The organism is Ectothiorhodospira mobilis (assembly GCF_900114895.1).
Lineage (GTDB): Bacteria > Pseudomonadota > Gammaproteobacteria > Ectothiorhodospirales > Ectothiorhodospiraceae > Ectothiorhodospira > Ectothiorhodospira mobilis_A.
Genome location: NZ_FOUO01000003.1, coordinates 205,129 through 229,195 on the forward strand (window position 1 = coordinate 205,129; position 24,067 = coordinate 229,195).

Below are 24,067 nucleotides of genomic sequence, written 5' to 3' on the forward strand. Positions count from 1 at the left end.
TGCAAGGGGGAGCGACATGGCAAGACCCATGGTTGGATTCGGAACGCGCCTGCTGCTGGTGGCCATCAGCATCCTGGGCATCATCGTGGCCATGACCGGCATCCTGGAACTGCTGGCCGGGGGCATGGGCAGTTTCTATCCGCCGGCCCTGCGCTTTCCCGGCCACGGCGTGGTGCTGACGCTGGCGGGCTATCTCATGATGGTGCCCATGGGCTGGCTCTACTGGCGCGACGCCCAGTCCGACTGAGGGCGTCCCGCCCATCCCCTTTGCGGGCGGGCACGCCCGCCCCACCGACCCCCGAACCCCCGGATCCATGACCGAGAGCGCATACCTGCCCGAGGGCGTCGAGCGACAGCCCCTGAAGACCTTCACGGAGAAGGCGTACCTGGATTACTCCATGTACGTCATCCTGGACCGGGCCCTGCCCCACGTGGGGGACGGGCTCAAGCCGGTGCAGCGGCGCCTGGTGTATGCCATGAGCGAGCTGGGCCTGTCGGCCCTGTCCAAGCACAAGAAGTCCGCCCGCACCGTGGGGGACGTGCTGGGCAAGTACCATCCCCACGGGGATGCCGCCTGCTACGAGGCCATGGTGCTCCTGGCCCAGCCCTTCTCCTCCCGCTATCCCTTCGTGGACGGGCAGGGCAACTGGGGCTCCCCGGACGATCCCAAGTCCTTCGCCGCCATGCGCTACACCGAGGCGCGCCTGTCCCCCTACGCCCAGCTCTTGCTGTCGGAACTGGGGCAGGGCACCGCGGACTGGGTCCCCAACTTCGACGGCACCCTGGAGGAACCCAAGGTCCTGCCGGCCCGCCTGCCCAACGTGCTCCTCAACGGCGGCTCGGGCATCGCCGTGGTCATGGCCACCGACATCCCGCCCCATAATCTGAAGGAAGTGGCCGCCGCCTGCCTGCACCTGCTGGCGCACCCGGATGCGGACGCCGACGCCCTGTGCGCCCACATGCCCGGCCCCGACTTCCCCACGGAGGCGGAGATCATCACCCCCCGGGAGGAACTGCTGGCCCTGTATCGCAGCGGCCAGGGCAGCCTGCGCATGCGCGCCCGGTTCGAACACGAGAACGGCGATCTCATCATCACCGCTCTGCCGTTCCAGGTCTCCGGGGCCAAGGTGCTGGAGCAGATCGCGGCGCAGATCCAGGCGAAGAAGCTGCCCATGGTGGAGGACCTGCGGGACGAGTCGGATCACGAGCATCCCACCCGCCTGGTGATCACCCCCCGCAACAGCCGCGTGGACCGGGAGTCCCTGATGGCGCACCTGTTCGCCACCACCGACCTGGAGCGCAGCTACCGCGTCAACCTGAACGTCATCGGCCTGGACGGTCGCCCCCAGGTGAAGTCCCTGCCGGAGTTGCTCTCGGAATGGCTGCGCTTTCGCATCGAGACGGTGCGCCGGCGCCTGCAGTGGCGTCTGGACAAGGTGGAGAGGCGCCTGCACATCCTGGAAGGGCTGCTGGTCGCCTACCTGAACATCGACGAGGTGATCCGCATCATCCGGGAATACGACGAGCCGGGCCCGGAGCTGATGCGCCGCTTCGGTCTCACCGAGGCCCAGGCGGAGGCCATCCTGGAGTTGAAGCTGCGTCACCTGGCGCGCCTGGAGGAGATGAAGATCCGGGGGGAGCAGGACGAACTGCAGCAGGAGCGGGATCACCTGCAGGCCACCCTGGGTTCGGAAAAGAGACTGCGCGACCTGGTGGGGGAGGAAATCCGGGCCGACGCCGAGCGCTTCGGCGACCCGCGCCGTTCCCCCATCGTGGCCCGCGCCGCGGCCCAGGCCCTGGACGAGTCCGCCCTGGTGCCCTCGGAGCCGCTGACGGTGGTCCTCTCGCGCATGGGCTGGGTGCGGGCCGCCAAGGGCCACGAGGTGGACGCCCCGGGGCTCAACTACAAGTCGGGGGACGCCTACCAGTCCGCCGCCCCCGGGCGCAGCAACCAGCCGGCGGTCTTCCTGGACAGCACCGGGCGCAGCTACACCCTCCCGGCCCACAGTCTGCCCTCCGCCCGGGGCCAGGGGGAGCCCCTGTCGGGACGGCTGTCGCCGCCGGACGGGGCCCGCTTCATCGGCGTCATGATGGGGGCCGGGGAGGACCGCTATGTCCTGGCCACGGACCACGGCCATGGCTTCATCGTCCGCCTGGAGGACATGATCACCCGCAACCGCGCCGGCAAGGCGGTGCTCACCGTCCCCGCCGGGGCGCAGGTGCTGCATCCCCTGCGCATCCATGACCTGGAGAGGCAGTACCTGGCGGCGGCCAGCAGCGCCGGCCATCTGCTCCTCCTCCCCCTGTCGGAGCTGCCACAGATGGCCCGGGGCAAGGGCAACAAGATCCTGCACATCCCGACGGACCGGCTGAAGTCGGGGGAGGAGACCCTGGCCGCCCTGGCCCTGGTGGATGCCGATGCCCCCCTTACCGTGGTGGCCGGGAAGAAGACCAAGACCATGAAGCCGGAGGAATGGCGCGACTATCTGGGGGAGCGGGGCCGGCGCGGCCAGAGGCTGCCCCGGGGCTACCAGAAGGTGGATCGCCTGCACGCCGACTGAGGTTGCAGGCCCCCAGAACCGCAGCGGGGATCCCCGCGGGCCGGCGGCACACACCCGCCATCCCGGTTTCTCCCCGCGGCGCTTGGCAATGCGGGTCCCAGCGCTGCGGCGCGGGCTTGAATTATTGTCCCCGGCCCCCATCTAATACGCCGGTCCCTTTAGGTCATGACGCGATAACGGAGAGCCCATGAAACGCATTGCCCTTTTCCTGGCCACCAACCTGGCCATCATCGTGGTGCTGAGCATCACCCTGCGGCTGTTGGGGGTGGAGCGCATCCTGGACGAGTCCGGCACCGGCCTGGACTACACCAGCCTGCTGATCTTCGCCGCGGTCTTCGGCTTCGGCGGCTCGTTCATCTCCCTGGCCATCTCCAAATGGATGGCCAAGATGAGCATGGGGGTGCAGGTGATCGAGCAGCCCCGCAGCCCCGACGAGCAGTGGCTGGTGGAGACCGTGCGCCGCCAGGCCCGTCAGGCGGGCATCGGTATGCCCGAGGTGGGCATCTTCAATTCCCCGGAGCCCAACGCCTTTGCCACCGGCATGAGCCGCAACAACGCCCTGGTGGCGGTGAGCACCGGCCTGTTGCAGAACATGGGCCGGGATGAGGTGGAGGCCGTGCTGGGGCACGAGGTGAGCCACGTGGCCAACGGCGACATGGTGACCCTGGCCCTGATCCAGGGGGTGGTGAACACCTTCGTCATCTTCCTGGCCCGGGTGATCGGGCATGTGGTGGACCGGGTGGTGTTCAAGAACGAGGAGGGCCACGGTCCGGCCTTCTGGATCACCACCATCGTGGCGGAGATCGTGCTGGCCATCCTGGCCTCCATCATCGTCATGTGGTTCTCGCGCCGGCGGGAGTTCCGCGCCGACGCCGGCGGCGCCGAACTGGCGGGTCGCGAGAAGATGATCCATGCCCTGGAGCGGCTGCGGGCGGCCCAGGGGATGCCCGCCCAGATGCCGGACCAGATGCGGGCCTTCGGCATCCGCGGCGGGGGCATGGCCCAGGGCCTGAAGCGCCTGTTCATGACCCACCCCCCGCTGGAGGAGCGGATCATGGCCCTGAAGGCCGCGGGCTGAGCCCGGTACAAGGTGTGATCATGCATGCGGCGGGGGCCCTTCGGGGCCCCCGCTTGCGTTTGGGGGCCCGCCACCCGGCCGTTAGCCGCTGGTGGAGAAGTCGTAGTCCAGGGATTCGGTGGGGGGTTGGAGGAAGTTGCCCTGGATGTAGTTGATGCCCAGCCCCCAGAGGATGGACAGGCTGGCGGCATCCTCCACCTGCTGGGCGATGACGAGCCGGTTCTGGGTGTGGGCGGTGTCGGTCATGCGTCCCAGGGTCTCCTGGTTCTCCTGGCTGCTGGCCAGGTTACGGGTGAAGGAGGCGTCCACCTTCAGGTAATCGGCGGGCACGTGGTTGAGCACCTGGAAGGGATTGAGGCCGTTGCCGAAGTCCTCCAGGGCGAAGCCGCAATGGACGCTGCGCAGGGCCTTCACGAACTCCTTGGCCTGGCGCAGGTAGGCCACCACGGTGGACTCCTTCATCTCGAAGACGACGCACTGTGCGGGGATGCGTTTCTCCTTCAGGCGTTCCATGATCCAGGGCAGGATCTGGGGGTCGTGCAGGGAGCCGGCGGTGATCTTGATGAAGAAGACCGTCTCGTGTCCGGCCTTGCGCTGCACCGCGAGACGCTCGATGGCGTGGTCGATGACCCAGCGGTCCAGGTCCGCGGCGATGCCGGTACGCTCGGCGCTGGGCAGGAAATGGGCCGGGCTGACGGCCTCGCCGTGCTCGTCCAGCAGCCGCATGAACACCTCGTAGCGCTCGCCGCCCTCGCCATGGAGGCCGACGATGGGCTGGAACAGCAGGTGCAGGCGGTTGTCCCGGATGGCCGCGGTGATGCGTTCATTCCAGGTCTCGTCCAGCTGCTTCTGGGTCATCTCCCCTTCCTTGGGCTGGTAGACCTGCATGCGGTTGCCGCCCTGGCGGCCCGCCTGTTCGCAGGCCTTCTGCGCCCGGGAGAGGAGTTCATTCACGTCCGGGGCATTCTCATCGACGCGGGCCACCCCCACGGAGGCGGTGCAGGTGATGGAGCGCCCCTCCACATCGCAGATGTGGTGGGCGATGTGCTCCAGCAGGGTGTGCACGAAGGCCTCCACGTCCGCCGGTTCCCAGCGCAGGGAGAGGATGGCGAAGGCCTCGCCGTCGAAGCGGGCGACGATATCCCCCTCGCCGCAGGCATCCTCCAGGACCTTGCCCATGTCCGCCAGCACCAGGTCGCCGCCGGCCACCCCCACGGCCTCGCGGATGTCGCCGAAACGGTCGATGCGCAGTTCCATGAGACTGGCGTTGCCCTTGCCCTGGTTGGCCCGGCCCAGGGTGCGCTGCAGCTGCTCGATGAAGTACTGTCGGTTGTAGAGGCCGGTGACCAGGTCCCGCTGCGCCAGGTAATTGAGCTGGCGCTCCAGTTCCCGGGTGTTGCTGCGGTTGCGGATGAGGATCTGGGTGCAGGGCTCGCCGTCGATGGTGGCCGGGCTGAACTCCATGCGGGCGGCGAAGGGGGTGCCGTCGGCCCGGGTGAGCTGTAGCTCCAGGACCTGTTCCTGTGTGTCCCCATCGGCCGCGTCGGGGGGCACCCCGCCCTCGTGGCCGCGCAGGAATTCCTTCAGGGCCGGTTGGTCCTCCCGGGCCACCATGTCCATGAGGGGGATCCCTTCCAGTTCCTCCTCGTCCGTGTAGCCGAAGAGTTCCAGGTAGGCGCTGTTGGCGTAGGTGTGCATGCCCTCGTGGACGTAGGCGATGGCGTCCCGGGAGTTGTCCAGGAGGGTCTTGCAGCGGCGCTCCGTCTCCCGCAGGGAGGCCTCACAGGCCTTGAGCTGGCGCCATTGCTGCTGATGGGCGGCCGCCCGTGCCACCACATGGCGCAGGTGGTCGAAGCGGTCCTTGTGCACCAGATCGTGGGCGCCGGCCTCCAGGCATTCCACCACATCGCTGTCGGGGGTCTCGGTGAGGGCGATGACCGGGGCATGGCGGCCCATGCGCCGGTTGCTCTCCACCACGGTCTCCAGGGGGAGTTGGGGCTGCCCCAGGGTGCAGAGGATGACATCCGGGGCGTGGTCCCTGAGTTTGTCTTCCAGGTCCTGGGCGTCCGCGGCCCGCTGCGGCCGCACCGCCAGTCCCGCGGATTTGAGGGCGCTGATCATCTTCTCGGCGTCGTTCAGGTCCGGGTCGATGATCAAGAGGCGGATGATGTGGTCCATGCCTTCGGGTCCGGGCTGCGCGGGGCGGGGCCGATGCGCGGGGGCGTCCGGGGATTATACAGACAAGGCCCAAGGGGTGAACATCGCCCGGCTTTTCGGGGCCGGGGCGGCCGGGGGCCGTGGGGATCAGAGCAGATCCGGCCAGCGGTCCTCGTCCCTGGGGGAGGGGCGCCCGGCCGTGGATTCCTGTGGGGCGGCGGTGCGGTAACGGAACTGGGTGAAGCGGGTGGTCTGGCGTTCCGCATAGGGCAGGAGCACCTCCCGGGTCTCCCCATCCATGTGCACCCGGATGCGTTCCCCCAACTGGAACAGGCCGGTGGGGCACACCAGGGTGGCGGGCTGGCCCAACACCTGGATGGCCGGGAGCAGCAGGGCGGGTGCAGGCTGGCCGGTCCCGTTGTGGCGTGTAACGGCGCTGACCCCCACCGGCAGGGCCCGGGGGGCCAGCATCTTCACCCCCAACTCCAGCGCCCCGTCCTCGCCCTGGATCATCCGCCGGATCATGCCCACACGCCAGGTGTTTTTGGGATCGCGCCGGTCCCGCAGGATCAACAGTTCGCCCACCTGGGCCCGGGTGAGGCCATCGCCGTTCCAGCGCAGGCGGAATCCCCCGGCGCTGGCGTCCATGATCCGCCAGCGGGTGATCTGCTCACCGGGGGAGGGGGCCGGTTCCGGCTCCGGCGGTTCGGGCTCGCTGTCCCGCATCGGACGGCGCCGGGCCACCTGCTCCCACAGGCCGGCACTGCCCTCGCCGGGCAGGTCTTTTAGATAGCTGACGCTGATGCCCTCCTCCTGTTCCTGGGGGGGAGGAGACAACTCGGCCAGGGTGAAGAGGGCCTCCAGGGCCTCCTCCCGGGAGCGGACGGGGCCATCCCCCGGGCCGTCCCCGTGTCCCCGGCGCCCGTCGCCTTCGTCCTCCCCGTGCAGGACCCGATGGATCGCGTCCATGCCGATGGCGGCTTCCATCTCCCCCTGGCCCGGGCTGCGGCCGAAGCGGCGCCGGGCGGTGTTGGTCCAGGCCTGGATGACCCGGCTGGCCTGGTCGCTGGTGAGGGGGGCGGTATGCCCGGGCCCGCTGGTCGCCCCGGTACAGGCCCGCAGCCGCCGCAGCAAGGGGGCGGGGTTCAGGTAGCGGATGGTCTCCCCCTGGGGGGCCTCTTCCCGGGGGCGGTGGGCGGGCGGGGCGTCGGCGGCCAGATCCACCACGTAGAGATGGCCGCCGTTGTCGGGGATGGGGGTCGTGCCCAGGGTGCATTCCCCGGCGTGTTCCTCCAGGAAGCGGGCCAGGCGTTCCACGTCCCCCCGGTGCAGGGTCAGGGGGTCGGCCAGGGCGAGGAGACAGGCCTGCTTGTAGATCCCGGTGAGGGTGCAACGGGAGCCGCAGGCCATCTCCGGATCCTTCACGGCCCGAGTCTCCAGGCCGCGGGCCTCGGCCAGGGCATGGATGCCGTGGATCCGCTGCCACAGACCCGGGGGGACGGGCTGGTAGATGCGGGCCAGGTGGAACAACTGCTGATACAGGGCGTGGAGGGCGCGGTGCATGGCCAGCACCTGGTGGCGGGGGCGCAGGGCGTCCGCATCCAGGCGGCAGGCCTCCACCGCCGTGAGATAGCCCCGGGCCACGTCCTCCAGGACCCGCCGGTTGAGTTCCGCGATGCGCTGGCCGCGGGGGGACAGGGGGAGGGGGCGATTGATGAAGTGCCGGCCGAGCTTATCCAGGAGGTAGCGCCGGGTGGGGCGCATCAGTTCCAGGAGTTCCAGGCGGCGGGCGGGGGGCAGCTCCCGGGCGTTGATCTGCTCCAGGGCCGCGCAGAACAGCCGCGCCGTCTCCCCCGGGTTGGCCAGGGGCAGGGCCTTCAGCCACCGCTTGAGATGGCGGGGCTGGGTGGGGACGCTCTCATTCTCGGATGGTGCCGCGGGGGACCCGACCAGCATGCCGGCATGCTCCTGGTGTGGTGTTCAAATCCCTTTTGGGAACGACCTTTTGTGATGAAGTTCACTAAATACTATACCCCCTCCGGGGGTAATGAAAGGGCCGCGGGGGATCCGCCGGGTGCGGGGCCGTCCATGGGGCCGTGTACGGGGGTCTTGCCCGGTTGCCCCGGGATCTCCCGCACCAGCCGGGGCAGGAGGTAGCCGGGCAGGAGGGCGCCCAGGTCCTGCATGAGGCGCACCGCCTCCTCCTCGGGCACGTGGAAGTGGCCCGCCCCCGCCACCGGGTCCAGCAGGTGCAGGTAATAGGGCTGGACGCCGCTGTCGAACAGGGCACGGCTCAGGTCCGCCAGGGCCGGGACATCGTCGTTGACCCCCCGCAGGAGCACCGTCTGGTTGAACAGGCGCACCCCCCGCCGCGCCAGCTGCGCCAGTGCGCGGCGGGCCGGGCCGTCCAGTTCCCTTGCGTGGTTGGCGTGGATCACCAGGACCGTCTGCAGCGGGCAGGTCTCCAGGGTATCGAGCAGGGCCGGGGTCACCCGCTCCGGCGTGACCACCGGGGCGCGGCTGTGCAGGCGCAGGACATGCAGGTGCCGGATCCCGGCCAGGTCGGCGATGCGATGGGCCAGCCGGCGGTCCCCCAGGGCCAGGGGGTCGCCGCCGCTCAGGATCACCTCCCGCAGCTGAGGACGGGCCCGCAGGTAGTCCAGTACCTTTGGCCAGTGGCGTTGTGAGGCCGTTTCGGTGGAGGAGAAGTGGCGCCGGAAGCAGTAGCGGCAATGGATGGGACAGGCCGTGGTGAGCATGACCAGGACCCTGCCGGCATATTTGTGGATGAGCCCGGGCACGGGCATGCGTTCCCGCTCTTGCAGGGGGTCGGGGCCAAAGCCGGGAACTGCCTCCAGTTCGGCCGCGCTGGGCAGGACCTGGCGCAGCAGGGGGTCGTCCGGTCGCCCCGGGGGGATGCGTTGCAGATAGGCGGCCGGCACGCGCAGGGGAAAATCGGCGGCGGCGCGCTGCGCCCCGGGGCGCAGGGCGGGGTCCAGCCCCAGCTGCTGGAGCAGGGTATCGGGATCGGTGAGAGGGTCCCGTGCGCCCTCCGCGGCGGCCACGGGCTCCTGACGATGGGCGGGGATTCGGGTTATCATGGCGAATTTTACCGGGGCAGGACGTGAGCGGGGCATTGTGCCGCCCCGCCGCCGTGATGCGCCAGACATGTCCCGAAGGAAAGGGATAACGACCCTGTGAGCGACCCGGGCCGGCGGTCCGGTGTGGAGAACGATCCGTATGGCTAGCTACAGCACCAACGAATTCAAGAGCGGACTCAAGATCCTGATGGACGGCGATCCCTGCACCATCGTGGAGAACGAGTTCGTCAAGCCCGGCAAGGGCCAGGCCTTCAACCGCGTCAAGATCCGCAACCTGAAGACGGGCAGGGTCCTGGACAAGACCTTCAAGTCCGGGGAGTCGGTGGAGGCCGCCGACGTCATCGACACCGAGATGCAGTACCTCTATGCCGATGACGAGTTCTGGCACTTCATGGTACCGGACAGCTTCGAGCAGTACGCCGCCGGTGAGACCGCCGTGGCGGAGGCCATGAAGTGGCTCAAGGAACAGGACATGTGCGTGGTCACCCTGTGGAACAACGTCCCCCTGTCGGTGACCCCGCCCAATTTCGTGGAACTGAAGATCACCCAGTGCGATCCCGGCATCCGCGGGGATACCGCCACCGGCGGCACCAAGCCCGCCACCCTGGAGACGGGGGCGGTGGTGAAGGTGCCCCTGTTCGTCAACGAGGGGGACGTGATCCGGGTGGACACCCGCACCGGCGAGTACGTCTCCCGCGCGTGAGCTGGCGGCCGGGGGCCCCGCCGGCCCTGCTGCACCGGCGGGCGCGGCTGCTCTCGGACCTGCGCGCCTTCTTCGCCCGGCATGGGGTGCTGGAGGTGGAGACCCCCTATCTCTCCGGCGCCGGCACCACGGATCCCCAGGTGGGCAGCCTCTCCCTGGATCTGCCCAGCGGCCGGCGCTTTCTGCATACCTCGCCGGAGTTCCCCATGAAGCGGCTGCTGGCCGCGGGGGTGGGGGACTGCTATCAGGTGGCCCGGGTGTTTCGGGCCGATGAGGCCGGTCGCCACCACAACCCCGAGTTCACCCTGCTGGAATGGTACCGGGTGGGGTTCGATCACCACCGCCTCATGGACGAGGTGGAGGCCCTGGTGCGGGCCGTGGACCACGAGGGGCGTGCCGCAGTGACCCGCCGGCTTACCTATGCCCAGGCCCTGGCGGACCATGCCGGGGTGGATGCCCACCGGGACGATGCCCCGGCCCTGGCCCGCCGCGCCCGGGAACTGGGCCTTGCGGTGCAGGGGGAGCTGGACCGGGACGCCTGGCTGGACCTGCTCCTGTCCACGGTGGTCTGCCCCGCCTTCCCCCCCAACCGGCTCACCTTGATCCATGACTATCCCGCCAGCCAGGCGGCCCTGGCCCGGGTCCGCCCCGGGGATCCGCCGGTGGCGGAGCGCTTCGAGTTGTACTGGGGGGCCCTGGAGCTGGCCAACGGCTTCCATGAACTGGGGGACGCCGCCGAGCAGCGCCGCCGCTTCGAGGCGGAGCGCGCCGCCCGGGCCCAGCGGGGCCTTGCCGACGTGCCCATGGATACCCGTCTGTTGCAGGCCCTGGAGGCCGGGCTGCCGGACTGCGCCGGCGTGGCCCTGGGGGTGGACCGCCTGCTCATGGCCCTGAGCGGCGAGGACGACATCCGCCGCGTCCTGGCCTTCGACACCACCCGGGCCTGACCCGGTCTCAGGCCCGGGTGGTGCGGCCCCGTCAGGCCTGGGGCACATTCCCCTGCAGTGTCCCCAGCCCCTGGCCCACGCGCACCGTCTGGTCCGGGGCCAGCGCCGGATCCCACCGAACCCGTCCCCGGGGCAGCAGCAGGATGACCGTGGACCCCAGGTTGAAGCGCCCCATCTCCTCGCCCCGCTCCAGGGCCACGGGATCGGCGTGGTGATCCTTCACCCGGGGTGCACCCCGGGCGCGGCTGCCCGTCTCACCGCCCCAGACCGTCTCGATGGAACCCACGTTGATGGCCCCCACCAGCACCAGGGCCAGGGGGCCGTGGGGGGTGTCGAACAGGCACACCAGACGCTCGTTGCGGGTGAACAGGCCGGGGATGGCGCGGGTGGTGAAGGGGGCCACGGAGAACAGGCGCCCGGGGATGTGAGCCGTCTCCCGCAGGCTGCCGGATGCGGGCATGTGCACCCGGTGATAGTCCCGGGGGGAGAGATAGAGGGTGATGAAATCCCCGTCCTGGAAGGGCGCGGCCCGGTCCTCGCCCCCCAGCAGGGCCGTCGCCGTGTAGTCGTGGCCCTTGGCCTGGAGGAGACGGCCCGCCCGGATGCGCCCCAACTGGCTCACGCGGGCATCCGCGGGGCTCAGCAGGGCATCGGGGCGCGGGTCCAGGGGCCTTGCCCCCGGGCGCAGGGCCCGGGTGAACAGGGCGTTGAAGCTGGGATAGGCGGCCGGGTCCGCGTGCACCGCCTCGTCCATGTCCAGTCCGTAATGGCGGATGAACCAGCGCGCCACGGGGTCCTTCAGCGGCGTCTGCAGCCGGGCCAGGCGGTGCACCCCCCGGGAGATGGCGTGGTGGGGCAGCACATGCAGGGCCAGGGCCCGGATGCGGTCTGCAAGGGGGGCGGATGCATCGTTCATCAGTTTGCGCGTCCTTAAGCGGTCTTATGTGCCCGGGGAGGAAAGGGTATCATCCTCCCTCCCTTTCCTGATCGCCTGGATGCATGACGAACCGAGCGGAGATCGACGACCTGGTCACGGCCCGTGACTTCATCCGATGGGGGCTGAGCCGCTTCACCGCGGCCGGGCTCACCTTCGGCCACGGCACCGACAATGCCCTGGATGAGGCCGCCTGGCTGGTGCTGCACGCCCTGCATCTGCCCCTGGACCTGTCCGGCCCCTGGCTGGATTGTCGCCTCACCCGGGAGGAGCGCAACCGGGTCGCCGACCTGCTGCAGCAGCGGGTGGAGACGCGCAAGCCCGCCGCCTACCTGACCCGGGAGGCCTGGTTCATGGGCCTGCCCTTCTATGTGGACGAGCGCGTGCTGGTGCCGCGCTCCCCCCTGGCCGAGGTGATCCAGCGGGGCTTCACCCCCTGGCTGGAGCCGGAGCGGGTCTCGCGGGTGCTGGATCTGTGCACCGGCAGCGGCTGCATCGGCATCGCCTGCGCCCATGTCTTCCCCGAGGCCCGGGTGGACCTGTCCGATGTCAGCGCCGATGCCCTGGCGGTGGCGCGGGAGAACATCCGCCGCCACGCCCTGGAGGACCGGGTGGAGGCGCTGGCATCGGATCTCTTCGACGCCCTGGAGGGGCGGTGCTACGATCTCATCGTGAGCAATCCGCCCTATGTGGATGCCGCCGACATGGCGGCCCTGACGCCGGAGTTTCGCCGGGAACCGGCCCTGGGGCTGGCCTCCGGGGAGGACGGCCTGGAGGCCACCCTGGGCATCCTGGAGCGGGCCGCCGAGCACCTCAGCCCCGGGGGCATCCTGGTGGTGGAGGTGGGCAACAGTGCCCCGGCCCTGGAGGCGCGGCTGCCCCAGGTCCCCTTCACCTGGCTGGAGTTCGAGCACGGCGGGCAGGGGGTCTTCCTGCTCACCCGGGAACAGCTCCGGGAGGCGTTCCCGGGCGGGCCGGGTTGAACGGACCGGCGCGGGTGTAATTGCGCTGGGTCAGGGGAGCATCGCGCCATGCCGTGCCTTTTTGCGCCGGCCGTTTTATCCTGAGGAATTCCGACTTCCAGTCACACATCATCGCCGGGTAACCTACCGCCATGAGCTTGTCGCAGACCATCGACTTCGATCTGGACCTGATCAACCGTTACGACACGGCGGGTCCCCGCTACACCTCCTATCCCACGGCGGTCCAGTTCCACGAGGGCTTCACGGCGGAGCGCTACGCCGAGATCGCCCGGGAGACCAACGCCAGCGGCCGCCCGCTGTCGCTGTACTTCCACATCCCCTTCTGCGACACCGTCTGCTTCTACTGCGCCTGCAACAAGGTGGTGACCAAGGACCGCACCCGCGCCCGTCCCTACCTGGACCGGCTGTACCGGGAGATGGAGCTGCAGGGCGAGCTGTTCGATCGCAGCCGTCCGGTGACCCAGCTGCACTGGGGCGGCGGCACCCCCACCTTCATCTCCCACGACGAGATGACCGAACTCATGCAGCGCACGGCGGAGCACTTCCGGCTGCTGGACGATGACACCGGCGAATACTCCATCGAGATCGACCCCCGGGAGGTGGATGACCATACCCTCTCCCTGCTGCGCAAGCTGGGCTTCAACCGCATCAGCCTGGGGGTGCAGGACTTCGACGAGCGGGTGCAGCAGGCGGTCAACCGGGTGCAGAGCGAATCCCTGGTGCTGGGGGTGCTGGACGAGGCCCGGCGCCTGGGCTTCCGCTCCACCAGCGTGGACCTGATCTACGGTCTGCCGCACCAGGACCGCAAGACCTTCGGCCATACCGTGGACAAGATCATCCAGGTGGACCCGGCCCGCATCTCCGTCTTCAACTACGCCCACCTGCCGGACCGCTTCAAGCCGCAGCGGCGCATCAACGAGGCGGACCTGCCCAGCCCCTCGGAGAAACTGGCCATCCTGCAGCAGACCATCCAGCAGCTCACCGAGGCGGGCTACGTCTACATCGGCATGGACCACTTCGCCAAACCCGATGATGAACTGGCCGTGGCCCAGCGGGACCACACCCTCTATCGCAACTTCCAGGGGTACTCCACCCATTCCAACTGCGATCTGGTGGGCCTGGGCTCCACCAGCGTGGGCATGGTGGGGCACAGCTACAGCCAGAACCGCCACGACCTGGAGAGCTACTTCGAGCGCATCGACGCCGGCCGCCTGGCGGTGTTCCGCGGCGTGGAACTGGACGCCGACGACCTGCTGCGCCGGGATGTGATCACCCGCCTCATCTGCCATTTCGAACTGGCCTTCGCCGACGTGGAGAAGGCCCACGGCATCCGCTTCAACGACTACTTCGCCCAGGAACTCAAGGCCCTGGAGGGCATGCAGGCGGACGGCCTGCTTCAGATGACGGGCGAGTCCATTACCGTGCTGCCGGCGGGGCGGCTGCTCATCCGCAACATCTGCATGACCTTCGACCGCTACCTGCGCGAGGCCAAGGAACAGCGCTTCTCCCGCGTGATCTGACCACTGCGGGCCCCGGCCCCGGGGCCCGCGTCCTCCCGCCGCCTGTCCGCCCCGCGGCGGCCACCTGCGCGGTGCCAAGCTGCGGGTCCCCCGCCGGGAAACCACGAACATGTCCGGAAACACCCTAGGCAGACTCTTCACCGTCACAAGCTTCGGCGAGAGCCACGGCCCGGCCATCGGCTGCGTCGTGGACGGCTGCCCCCCGGGGCTGCCCCTGACCGAGGCGGACCTGCAGAAGGATCTGGACCGGCGCCGCCCCGGCCAGTCCCGCCACACCACCCAGCGCCGCGAGCCCGACCGGGTGCGCATCCTCTCGGGGGTGTTCGAGGGGTACACCACCGGCACCCCCATCGGCCTGCTCATCGAGAACGAGGACCAGCGCTCCAAGGACTACTCCCAGATCGCCGAGCGTTTCCGTCCGGGCCATGCCGACTACACCTATTTCAAGAAATACGGCATCCGGGACTACCGCGGCGGGGGCCGCAGCTCCGCCCGGGAGACGGCCATGCGCGTGGCCGCCGGGGGCATCGCCCGCAAGTACCTGAAGCTGCATTATGGCGTGGACATCCGCGGTTACCTGGCCCAGCTCGGTCCCATCCGTGCCCAGGCCCTGGACTGGTCCGTGGTGGAGACCAACCCCTTCTTCTGCCCGGACGCCGAACGGGTACCCGAGATGGAGGCCTACATGGACGAACTGCGCAAGTCCGGGGACTCCGTGGGGGCGCGCATCCATGTGGTGGCCTCCGGGCTGCCGGCGGGCTGGGGCGAGCCGGTGTTCGACCGCCTGGACGCGGACATCGCCCATGCCATGATGGGCATCAACGCCGTCAAGGCGGTGGCCATCGGCGACGGCTTCGACTGCGTCGAGCAAAAGGGCAGCGAGCACCGGGACGAGATGACCCCGGAGGGCTTTCTCTCCAACCACGCCGGCGGGGTCCTGGGGGGCATCTCCTCGGGACAGGACATCCGCGTGAGCATCGCCCTCAAGCCCACCTCCAGCATCCGCCTGCCGGGGCGGTCCCTGGATTGCCACGGCCAGCCGGTGGAGGTGGTCACCACCGGCCGCCACGACCCCTGCGTGGGCATCCGCGCCACCCCCATCGCCGAGGCCATGCTGGCCCTAGTGCTCATGGACCACGCCCTGCGCCACCGCGGTCAGGTGGGTCAGTAAAAGCCGGTGAGGTAGGGGGTTGCCCCGTCGGAAACGATCCCGGCGTCCACCCCGTAGACCTCCTGGATCGTATCCCGGGTGATGATCTCTGAGGGCGGACCCTGCGCGAGGATCCGCCCCTCCCGCATGAGGACGATGCGGTCCGCCAGCTGGGTGGCGATGTTGATGTCGTGCAGCACCACCAGGATCCCCTGACCCGTCTCCCGGCTGCGCCGTTGCAGGATGCGGATCAGGTCCCGCTGGTGGCGCAGATCCAGGTGATTGCTCGGTTCATCCAGGAGCAGGAGGGGCGTCTCGCGCATCAGGGCCCGGGCGATGGCCGCCTTCTGGCGTTCGCCGCCGCTGATCTCCGTCAGCAGTGCATGGGCCAGGTGGGGCATGTCCAGATGTTCCAGCAGGGCCACGGCCCGTTCCACCTCCGCAGTGGGATAGCGCCACCGGATCCCTTCCAGACCCAGCAGCACGCTCTCCAGGACCGTCATGGGATAGACCCCATCCGCGACCTGGGGCACATAGGCGATGTGCCGGGCGATGCGGGCCCGGGACAGGCCGGCAAGGGGCCGGGAGAGGAGATGGATCTCGCCCCGCCGTGCCTTCAGCAGCCGGTTGGCGCATTGCAGCAGGGTGGTCTTGCCCGAACCGTTGGGCCCGAGCAGGGCCACGATCTCCCCCCGGTCCACTTCCAGATCCACACCGTGGAGCGCGGTCTTGGAGCCATAGTCAAAGTGCAATCCGGTGATCTGCAGGGCGGGGGTGCTCATATGGCCGGGGCCCCCTCCCGGCGGCGCAGGATCAGGTAGATGAACAGGGGCGAGCCGAGAAAGGCGGTGACCACCCCCACAGGGAGTATGGTGTCCGGAAAGGCATGCAGGGAGACCAGGTCCGCCAGCATCAGCAGCAACGCCCCCAGCAGGGCGGTTGCCGGGATCAGGAAGCGGTGGTCCGTGCCGATGAGCATGCGGGCCAGGTGCGGCGCCACCAGGCCCAGGAACCCGATACCGCCGGTGAAGGACACCACGGTGGCCACCAGCAGGGCCACCAGCAGGATCAGCCCCACCCGCAGCCGCCCCACCGCCAGCCCCAGGCTGCGGGCCGATGCATCCCCCAGCAGCAGCCGGTTGAGCCCGGGGGCCCAGTAGAGGAACGCCGGCAGGGTCAGCATCAGGGCCAGCGCGATGTACAGGGTGCTGTCCCATCCGGCCCGGCTCAGGCTGCCCACGGTCCAGAACAGGACCTCCCGCGTGGCGTAGACGTCCGAGAAATAGATCAGCAGGGTGGTGGCGGCATTGAAGAAGTACATTAGCGCCACGCCCGTCAGGATCAGGGCGGTGGGCGTGGCCCCCTTCCAGTGGCCCATGGCCAGGATGATCAGGGATACCAGCAGGGCGCCGAGGAAGGCGTGGATGACGATGCCGGCCAGACCGAAGGCCGAGAAGCCGGTGATGATCACCAGGGCCGCCCCCAGGGAGGCCCCGGAGGAGAACCCCAGGGTGAACGGCGAGGCCATGGGATTGCGCAGCAGGGTCTGCAGGATGACCCCGGCCAGGGCCAGCCCCGCCCCCGCCAGCCCGGCCGTGGCCAGGCGCGGCAGGCGGATGTTGCGCACGATGTGGGCGCTGCGGGGGTCCGCCTCGCCCCAGGGCAGGCCCGGCAGCAGCGCCTGGACCACCTCCAAGGGGGGGGTCGGGAAGGGGCCCAGGGTGAGCCCGAGGATCAAGGTCGCGCAAAGGGCAAGCCCCAAAAGGAGCAACAGGAGCCAGCGGTTGCGGTTGCGCAGCCGGTACGCCCGGATCGTCGCGGCCCCCTGGGGGCCGCAGTCTCTTTCCTGGGTCGGGGCAGGTGTCACGGGCGGGTACGGAGCTCAAGGCCGCTCTGGCGGGCCCGTTCCTCCCGTTGCAGCAGACGCCCCAGCAGGCGGTAGGCCCGCCTCAGGGTGGCCTGGGCCTTCCCGGCGTCCGGCTCCATCCCCAGGGTGTTGAGCGCGATCACCGGGATGCCCAGCCTCTCCTGGATCCGGTCGGCCTGGCGGGCCATGGCCCTCGTGTCGCCGCGATGGCTGAAGGACCACAGGATGAACAGGTCCGGGTCCGTGGCGATGACCCCCTCCAGGTCGATCTCGGACCCGGGCTGCCCGCCCCCCACCCGGGGGGTGTCCTCCAGGCGCTCGAAGGCCAGGGCCTCCAGGGTCGGGTCGCGGGAGAACCGGGACCCGAACATGTCACTGGGGATCCCCACGATGCGGTCTTCGGCCTGCAGGTGCAGGAGCATGCGAAAGGCGTCCACGTTCACCGTGGCGATGCGCCGGATCTCCTTTGGAACCCTCACCTGCCGGCCGAGCATGTCCCGGACCGTATGGGTGGCGGCGGCTACATGATCGCCACCCGGTTCCCTGGCCTCCTCGCCCCCCCAGGCCAGTGCAGGCAGCAGGAGCAGGGACAGGCACAGCAGCATCGTTGGAAGAGGGCACGGAGCGTGGAAAGGGGATCGTTGGAGGGACTGAATGACGTTTCTCCCGCATCCTTGAGAAAAGGGGCCACGGGGCGGGAGAAGGGCAGGACGGGATACTCGGGTGCGGGACCGCCGCACCAGCAGCATGGTATCGCCATCGCGGGCTCCCCGCCGCTGGGCATGCATGGGCTACAGGCCGGTCTCCGGGCTCGCGGGCCGGGGCCGGATGGCCCCTTGCAGGACGCCTTCCCACACCGCCTGCCCCTGGGGACACGTGCGGCGCAGTGGCTGGGTCCTGCCTTGCCCGCCTACCGTTGCGGGGACAGCGCCGGACTGGCCGCGGGGCGGCGTCACCGGCTTCCCGAACACCTGTAGTCGGGCAAAGCCTACTGGCGCAACGAACGGGGGTCAACGCCGGCGCGGGCCCTTTTCCTGATAGGGGACAGCATAGGGGGCAGCATGGACAGGCAAGGCCGATGGTGGTTTGATAAGGGCTGTGCCGAGATATGGTGCGATCCCCATCCATGCCTCGGGGAACGTCACCAGGGGATTGAGCCGGTAAGGAAAGGAGGGACGCGGCCATGGATTCAGGGCGATGGAAAAAAGAAGGAAGGCCGCGCTGTGCAGGCGGGGTCTTCGGGGCATCCCCCGCTGCCGAGCAACGCATCCACCGGACCCCGCACCGCCCCCCCGCCACGCTGCAGCACGTGGGTATCGATCTGCGGCAGCCACTCCGCTGCCCGAAGCCCCCTCCCGTACACGATTGCCATCAACCAGTAGCGTTCCCTCATGCGCCTCAGAATGGCCGAGACCTCCTTGCCCATCTCTCTTGGGCGCCTCTTGCCGGAAAAGATGAAGCGGATCCAATAGATGTGGGCTTGTTCGGTGCGGTAGCTGTAATGCAGCCGCCGTGGGACGTGATGCGGCGGATGCGCCGCAATACGTCTTATCATGCGCATCCGCCGCATAACACTCCTCGAGAGTGTATGGGTTCCGGGCATAAATCGTTGAACCTGAAGATGCTGCTACGCTGAACGCCGGTCGACGCTGGGTATTATGCGGGGTTTAGGCCGTCCATTTATAGTTGGGCACAACAAAAACAATGCCACTAAGCAAACTTTCTATACGAGATTCTGAATACCTGCCTGACGCAGCATCAGGCAGATGCGTCTACCACGTCTACGATCCTCACGCACTTGTTCAAGCAGCAGGGTATCTCAAGTTCAAGAATGGCGCAGAGAAAGATGAGGGTGTGTTCTTTCGCGGAGAATCAAAGCTTCATGGCTCGCTATCGCCGACATTGTTTCGAGGCGTTTCCACGCAGGCAGGACAGTCGAGGAAGATCAGCGAACTTAACAAAGCCATAAGACAGTTACGGGAGGACAACAATATATTTGGCTCCTTCGCGCAAGAATCGCATGAGGCAATTCTGCAGCACTATGGGTTAAAGACAAGCTGGCTGGATCTTGTAGATAACGTTTGGGTAGCACTTTGGTTTGCGTGCCACCGAACTCACGGTACTGGTCCAGCCGGCGAATATCTTCATTTCGAGAAGCGGTCCGTGCACAAAGAACTCGATGGGTTCGTGTATGTCTTGCTTGTTGGAGCAGACCAAGGCCGTGACACACGCAGAGCGCCGGGACACTATCTTGGAAAGAATACTGAGCTTATTGATCTTCGAGCAGCCGTGCCTTCGATTTTTCTCCGGCCGCACGCTCAGCATGGCTTAGTGTTTCGCGTGCGTGGCGATCAGGTAATGCGCCCAATCGACTATCATAAGCAGGTGAGGGGTGTTATTCGCATTTCGTTAGCAGACGCGCTCACGTGGCTTGGCAATGGAAGAATGCTTGGAGTTCACGCGCTATTTCCACCGCCATATTATGATCGTGGTTATAGCATTCTTCTGAAGTCAGGCTTCCCGGCTTCCAAAGAGTTGGGTGCGATTTCACACGTGGGTGCGTAGCCTTGGTGCCCAACAAATTCTTTCACCCGACACCCGGGAAATTTCGCCTCTCTGTCGCTCGTTTCGTGGCGGGCGCGGGTGAAGAAAGCCGTTAGGACTACAGAATAGCAGAGCTGATGCTAGATCTAGGTATTGACGCAGCTACCTTGGCGCCATGGTTCGCCGAGGAGCATAAGTCACCATACGTCGTGGTTCGCGTGCCTGACGAGCACGCGGCTGCTTGGGCGGATCTTCTTGGTGTGCCAGTTCGCCGATGCTACATCGAAGATTCGCTACTCGACGAGCGAGCCGCTGCCACCGGTCGCCCGAAAACGGAACTCGTCAGGGCCAAGCTGCCAGAGCGAGGCTCCACCATGGCCGGTGATTTCGGGGAGATTCTGGTCTTCCTGTACCACGCAGCTATCGAGCCAGAAGTCGATCTTATTGGCCCGAAAAAGTGGCGGTTGAAGCAGGATCGGACGAAGCCAGCGCCATTCTCTGATGTCGTTCACTTCGTGCTGCCGCACTGGCCCGAAGCCTCAACCGAGGATCGCATCCTCTGTTCCGAGGTGAAGACCAAGTCCACCAATGCGGAGTCCACGCCCATTAGCTCGGCAATTGCTGACTGCGAGAAGGATCGGACAAGTCGCTTAGCCAAGACGCTGGTGTGGTTGAAGGAGCGTGCACTTCACGAAGACCTCGGAACCACGACCGTCGCTCATATAGAGCGCTTCACCAATGCCACCGATCACCCCTACGTGCAGAAAGAGTTCCGGGCCGTCGCGGTTGTATGTGCGAGTCTCGTGGATGAAGAGCTCGCAGACGCTCCAGAGGAAGAGCCCACGGATTACACGGTAGTCGTGATCGCCATCCCAGATCTTAAGCGGCGTTACGAGGAGGTCTTCGACGCCGTTCATGCCACCGTCGCAGAACTTGGGGACGGCACATGAGGGAGACTCTGGCCAAGTGGGTGAGCGACGCTGGAGCCCTTTATCACGTGGAGCGATTTGGCTTTTCACAGCCGCCATCGCAGCTGAGCTACCTGCGCTCTCGAGGTGACGACTACTATATCTCGCTTGTTGGAGAGCTCTTCGATCGACTCCATGAGCCGTACAACGATTCTGTCGACTGGTCGCAGTTAGGCAACGCAATTACTCAGGCAGGAGGCGTCGGAGTCGATCAGGCACCAGTTTATCGCGGGATACTGGAACCGGAAGCTGCTGTCCTCGCTGCGGCAGCGTTCTATTTTGGAGGCTACTCGGCCTCTGCATATCTCACGCTCAAGGCGACGGACCCGGGTGCCCTCAGTGAGATGCAGAGAGCGTGCTACGAGCTGCTCGCAAGGCCATCGACGATCACGTCCGCACGTGTGAGTACCCTCGTTGGTGCCGTGCGAAGGGGTAATTTGGACGCGATTCAGGCGCAGAGCGAGGAGGCTGCGGAGAGGGAAGCGTTTGCGCTGAAGTCCGCCCCCGACGAATGGGTGGGATGGCGCCTTTTTCGACGCATACTCTCCAGGTTCCAGGAGACAAATATCCGTGCCGTCCTTCCGGATGGTGACTCGGAATTTTGGGATTCCCTTGTTCGCTCACTTCTCAACCGAGACCCGCCGGTATGGGACTTCTTCCCTTCGCAGATCGACGCAATCAGAAGCGGGCTGCTGGGAGGAGCAACTTCATTCTCCATCCAGATGCCTACCGGGGCGGGCAAGACGGCACTTTCGGAGACACTGCTCTATTACCACCTGAAGCGGCATCCTGAGGATGTGGCAATCCTGCTTGTTCCGTACCGGTCCCTTGCGGCGGAGCTGCGCGGCAGCCTCGTGAAGCGCCTAGGCCGTATGGGTCTTCCTGCCCGGTGCGCGTATGGAGGGACTGTGCCTACTCGCGACGAGGTACAAGACTTTGACGACATGCGGGCGCTCGTCGCGACGCCAGAGGCGTTGTCGGGCTTGCTAAGTGCGGAACCGAACTTATTCGCCCGTGTTTCCCTCGTCATCTGTGATGAAGGACACCTCCTGGACAGCGGGGCCCGCGGGGTAGGACTGGAGCTGCTGCTCGCTCGGATGCGAGCCCGAGAGATTGGCCCACCCAAGTTTGTCTTCGTTTCGGCCATTGTCCCGAACATCGAGGAGATCAACACGTGGCTTGACGGCACGGACGAAACCGTAGTCCGCAGCGACTATCGTCCGGCTCTCGCCGAATTCGCAGTGCTCCGGGTGTCCGGTACGAACACCAGAACTATGGTGTCACTACAAATTCATCCGCACCAAGATGCATCCACGTTCTCGATCGAAAATTTTCTTAGCCGAGATGACTTTCGCTACCGCAGCGCCTCGACGGGCCGGTTGAACACATATTCGTTTAACTCTATGAAGACCCAGGCCATTGCCGCAGCACGAAAGGCATTGTCGATGGGGCCGGTTGCCGTGTTTGCCGCCAATAAGCGGGGCAATCAGGGAGCCGTAGGGCTCGCGAACGAGCTTCTAGCCCAGCTGGAGAGCCCGCTGCCAATGCCTGCTCCCATGCAATTCGTTGAGGACGGAGCGAAGCTCCAGGCTGCAGTCGAGTACTTCACTCTAGAGTACGGCGCTTCATGGGTTGGAACCCGAGCACTGGCGGCGGGAGCTGTTCTGCACCACGGAGATATTCCGCAGGAAACCAGGGAGGTCGTCGAAGCCTTGGTTCGCAGGGAGGACGTTCGATTGGCGATATGCACGAACACGCTGGCCGAGGGCGTCAACTTGCCGATCAGGACTTTGGTTTTGTACTCGGTGCAACGTTGCGGCCCGGATGGGGCGGCGGAGAACCTGCTCGCGCGCGACATCAAGAACCTCGTTGGACGAGCGGGACGAGCGGGAGCAACCACCAAGGGCCTCGTCATCTGCGCCAACCCTGGACAGTGGCCTTTGGTAGCCCCCGTCGCTCAGCAGCAACCGGGCGAACGCGTCTCCGGGGCACTGCTCGAGCTCATGCGTCGGCTTCAGTCCGCGCTGAGCCAGCAAAGCCTCACCCTAACGAACGACATCCTAGAGGGGGTGACCGCACTGCACACGTTGATCGACGGTATCGACGCGACACTCATCGACCTCGCCGCGGAAGAGCTAGGGGAAGACGAACTGGTTCGGATCGCCGGAGAACTGTCGAGCCAGACATTTGCGGCTCGCCAGGCTGAGCCCGCCACCACCGCCCTGATGAAGCAGGTCTTCGAGCTGCGCGCTCAACGGGTGGCCGCGATCAAGGGGGCTGGTCGCCTCGGCTGGATCCGAGAAACAGGCACGCGTGCGCGAATGCTTGAGTCCGTTGAGGCCAAGCTGCTGCCCATGCGGGAGCGGTGGGATGACATCGAGGCCGCGACGGACCCGGAACTGGTGGAGGCGCTGCTGACGTGGGCATGGGACCTCCCAGAGATGGCTGAAGCGGTCAAGGAGGCGTACCGGGGTGTTCCGCCGACGCGCTCGGATTTCACTCGGGTATTGGAAGCATGGATCGACGGCCAGCCGTTGATCGAGCTGGCTCGACGAGCGAGCATCGACATCGACGCAATGCTGGGCGTTCACGCCAGGGTAATCAGCTACGTTCTCCAGGTCGCCGTTGAACAGGGCGTCGGCCTACTCAAGAAGCTGCTCGAGGCAGATGACCGCGAACTGGCGCAAGCCGTCGCCGACTTCCCCGAGCACCTGCGTTTTGGTGTCCCAACGGCGGCGGCGAGGGTGCTTGCGGCTGGCGGCCTCCGGCACCGTCGAGCTGCGGTCGCGCTCGGCCGAAGCCCCGAGCTTGGTACGCTGGTTGACCGCTCAGCGGTGTTTCCCACGGCCCGACATCTGCTCGACGATCGGGAGCGGTGGCTGCCGTCGATGGGGCGACTGGTGCTGGAGAACACGCTAGAAGATTTGCGAGATCCCAGTGTATCCGATGATCAAGAATAGACTCCCACGCGAAGAGCGTCCAAACAACAGTGAACCTCGATCTATGAGTTCCCTGTCCTCAAATCGCTCATACCCGTTCGGGATCATGGATTCATAGCTCATGACCCAGCATGGTGATCGGACCCGGACGGTTGCAAGGGCATCCAGGAGAGGTGATCTCGAGGCGGTGGCACCCCTCACCATGGCTCCGGATAGCTCATCCGCCTCATGCGGCCACCCCCTGCAGGTAGGTCCAGCGCCGGAGGTTGTACACGATGTTGTTCAGGCCGATCTTCAATCGCGCCCGGGCCAGGCCGATGGTCCGCACCAGTTGTCCCCCCATGGCCGCCTGACTGGCGAACACGTGCTCCACCCGCGCCCGCACCTGGGAACGTTTGTGATTGGCCTTCTGCTGCCGCGCGTTCAGCGGCCGGTTCTTCCGGCCCCGGGTGTGGATGCGGCTGCGGTAGCCTTCGCGGGCCAGCTGCTGCTCGCGCTCCCGGGATCGGTAGGCCGAGTCGGCCCATACGTCCGCGCTGGTGTTGTGCTCGTCCAGGAGGAAGTCGATCATCTGGCTGTCGTGGACGCTGGCATCGGTCACCTCGAAGTGCCGGA

The 24,067-nt window shown here is 67.1% G+C and carries 20 protein-coding genes and 1 riboswitch; of the genes, 11 read left to right on the forward strand and 9 right to left on the reverse strand.

Annotation, left to right across the window (positions count from 1 at the left end; translation table 11 throughout):
* The first annotated feature begins 16 nt into the window (after positions 1–16).
* From BM214_RS03865 to htpX, 3 genes are all read left to right on the forward strand, one after another.
* Positions 17–247: a hypothetical protein gene (locus tag BM214_RS03865; protein WP_143096342.1), complete on the forward strand. Its 231-nt coding sequence runs from the start codon at positions 17–19 to the stop codon at positions 245–247.
* Positions 248–314: 67 nt separating this feature from the next.
* The gene (gene parC / locus BM214_RS03870; RefSeq protein WP_090483885.1) at positions 315–2,561 is read left to right on the forward strand and encodes a DNA topoisomerase IV subunit A; all 2,247 of its coding nucleotides are present in this window, start codon (positions 315–317) and stop codon (positions 2,559–2,561) included.
* A 187-nt stretch (positions 2,562–2,748) separates the two neighbouring features.
* Positions 2,749–3,639 carry a protease HtpX gene (gene htpX, locus BM214_RS03875; protein ID WP_090483886.1) on the forward strand — a complete coding sequence of 297 codons (891 nt, stop codon included), beginning with the start codon at positions 2,749–2,751 and terminating at the stop codon, positions 3,637–3,639.
* Positions 3,640–3,720: 81 nt separating this feature from the next.
* Here htpX and BM214_RS03880 read toward each other — a convergent pair whose 3' ends face one another.
* From BM214_RS03880 to epmB, 3 genes are all read right to left on the reverse strand, one after another.
* Positions 3,721–5,817, reverse strand: a complete 2,097-nt coding sequence (locus tag BM214_RS03880; protein WP_090483887.1) for a GGDEF domain-containing response regulator — start codon at positions 5,815–5,817, stop codon at positions 3,721–3,723.
* Between the two features lie 126 nt (positions 5,818–5,943).
* A complete protein-coding gene (locus tag BM214_RS03885) occupies positions 5,944–7,752 on the reverse strand; it encodes a hypothetical protein (RefSeq protein WP_090483888.1) in 1,809 nt (602 codons plus the stop codon).
* Between the two features lie 71 nt (positions 7,753–7,823).
* Positions 7,824–8,897, reverse strand: a complete 1,074-nt coding sequence (gene epmB, locus BM214_RS03890; RefSeq protein WP_090483889.1) for an EF-P beta-lysylation protein EpmB — start codon at positions 8,895–8,897, stop codon at positions 7,824–7,826.
* A gap of 139 nt (positions 8,898–9,036) precedes the next feature.
* Here epmB and efp point away from each other — a divergent pair, with 139 nt between their 5' ends.
* Both efp and epmA read left to right on the forward strand, forming a co-directional pair.
* Positions 9,037–9,600, forward strand: coding sequence for an elongation factor P (gene efp / locus BM214_RS03895; RefSeq protein WP_090483890.1), 564 nt, complete (start codon positions 9,037–9,039; stop codon positions 9,598–9,600).
* Positions 9,597–10,547: an EF-P lysine aminoacylase EpmA gene (gene epmA, locus BM214_RS03900; RefSeq protein WP_090483891.1), complete on the forward strand. Its 951-nt coding sequence runs from the start codon at positions 9,597–9,599 to the stop codon at positions 10,545–10,547. The genes efp and epmA overlap by 4 nt, the downstream gene beginning before the upstream one ends.
* A gap of 31 nt (positions 10,548–10,578) precedes the next feature.
* Here the strand turns inward: epmA and asd are convergent, their stop codons facing one another.
* On the reverse strand, positions 10,579–11,463 hold the full coding sequence (asd, locus tag BM214_RS03905) for an archaetidylserine decarboxylase (RefSeq protein WP_090483892.1): 885 nt from the start codon (positions 11,461–11,463) through the stop codon (positions 10,579–10,581).
* An 83-nt stretch (positions 11,464–11,546) separates the two neighbouring features.
* On the opposite strand from asd, the gene prmB reads away from it, so the two are divergent.
* The 3 genes from prmB to aroC all read left to right on the forward strand — a co-directional run bounded on the left by prmB (position 11,547) and on the right by aroC (position 15,155).
* Positions 11,547–12,464 carry a 50S ribosomal protein L3 N(5)-glutamine methyltransferase gene (prmB, locus tag BM214_RS03910; RefSeq protein WP_090483893.1) on the forward strand — a complete coding sequence of 306 codons (918 nt, stop codon included), beginning with the start codon at positions 11,547–11,549 and terminating at the stop codon, positions 12,462–12,464.
* A gap of 131 nt (positions 12,465–12,595) precedes the next feature.
* A complete protein-coding gene (hemN, locus tag BM214_RS03915) occupies positions 12,596–13,984 on the forward strand; it encodes an oxygen-independent coproporphyrinogen III oxidase (RefSeq protein ID WP_090483894.1) in 1,389 nt (462 codons plus the stop codon).
* Between the two features lie 109 nt (positions 13,985–14,093).
* The gene (gene aroC, locus BM214_RS03920; protein ID WP_090483895.1) at positions 14,094–15,155 is read left to right on the forward strand and encodes a chorismate synthase; all 1,062 of its coding nucleotides are present in this window, start codon (positions 14,094–14,096) and stop codon (positions 15,153–15,155) included.
* Here the strand turns inward: aroC and BM214_RS03925 are convergent.
* The 4 genes from BM214_RS03925 to BM214_RS03940 all read right to left on the reverse strand — a co-directional run bounded on the left by BM214_RS03925 (position 15,149) and on the right by BM214_RS03940 (position 18,556).
* Complete coding sequence (locus BM214_RS03925; protein ID WP_090483896.1) at positions 15,149–15,916, reverse strand: ABC transporter ATP-binding protein; 768 nt, start codon at positions 15,914–15,916, stop codon at positions 15,149–15,151. The genes aroC and BM214_RS03925 overlap by 7 nt on opposite strands.
* Positions 15,913–17,001: a FecCD family ABC transporter permease gene (locus BM214_RS03930; RefSeq protein WP_244887829.1), complete on the reverse strand. Its 1,089-nt coding sequence runs from the start codon at positions 16,999–17,001 to the stop codon at positions 15,913–15,915. Before BM214_RS03930 ends, BM214_RS03925 begins: the two co-directional genes overlap by 4 nt.
* Positions 16,998–17,606, reverse strand: a complete 609-nt coding sequence (locus BM214_RS03935; RefSeq protein ID WP_090483897.1) for a TroA family protein — start codon at positions 17,604–17,606, stop codon at positions 16,998–17,000. The genes BM214_RS03930 and BM214_RS03935 overlap by 4 nt, the downstream gene beginning before the upstream one ends.
* 174 nt (positions 17,607–17,780) lie before the next feature.
* A riboswitch (cobalamin riboswitch) is annotated at positions 17,781–17,991 on the reverse strand.
* 199 nt (positions 17,992–18,190) lie between these two features.
* A complete protein-coding gene (locus BM214_RS03940) occupies positions 18,191–18,556 on the reverse strand; it encodes a hypothetical protein (protein WP_143096344.1) in 366 nt (121 codons plus the stop codon).
* A gap of 149 nt (positions 18,557–18,705) precedes the next feature.
* Between BM214_RS03940 and BM214_RS03945 the strand changes: the two genes are divergently transcribed.
* The 3 genes from BM214_RS03945 (at position 18,706) to BM214_RS03955 (ending at position 23,473) form a co-directional block, all read left to right on the forward strand.
* Complete coding sequence (locus tag BM214_RS03945; RefSeq protein ID WP_090483899.1) at positions 18,706–19,566, forward strand: FRG domain-containing protein; 861 nt, start codon at positions 18,706–18,708, stop codon at positions 19,564–19,566.
* A 116-nt stretch (positions 19,567–19,682) separates the two neighbouring features.
* Positions 19,683–20,495 (forward strand): Hachiman antiphage defense system protein HamA, encoded by an 813-nt coding sequence (locus BM214_RS03950; RefSeq protein ID WP_090483900.1) that lies wholly within the window; start codon positions 19,683–19,685, stop codon positions 20,493–20,495.
* On the forward strand, positions 20,492–23,473 hold the full coding sequence (locus BM214_RS03955; protein WP_090483901.1) for a DEAD/DEAH box helicase: 2,982 nt from the start codon (positions 20,492–20,494) through the stop codon (positions 23,471–23,473). The genes BM214_RS03950 and BM214_RS03955 overlap by 4 nt, the downstream gene beginning before the upstream one ends.
* A gap of 205 nt (positions 23,474–23,678) precedes the next feature.
* On the opposite strand, the gene BM214_RS03960 is transcribed toward BM214_RS03955, so the two are convergent.
* A partial coding sequence (locus BM214_RS03960) for a transposase (protein ID WP_143096345.1) occupies positions 23,679–24,067 on the reverse strand: 389 nt, incomplete at its 5' end.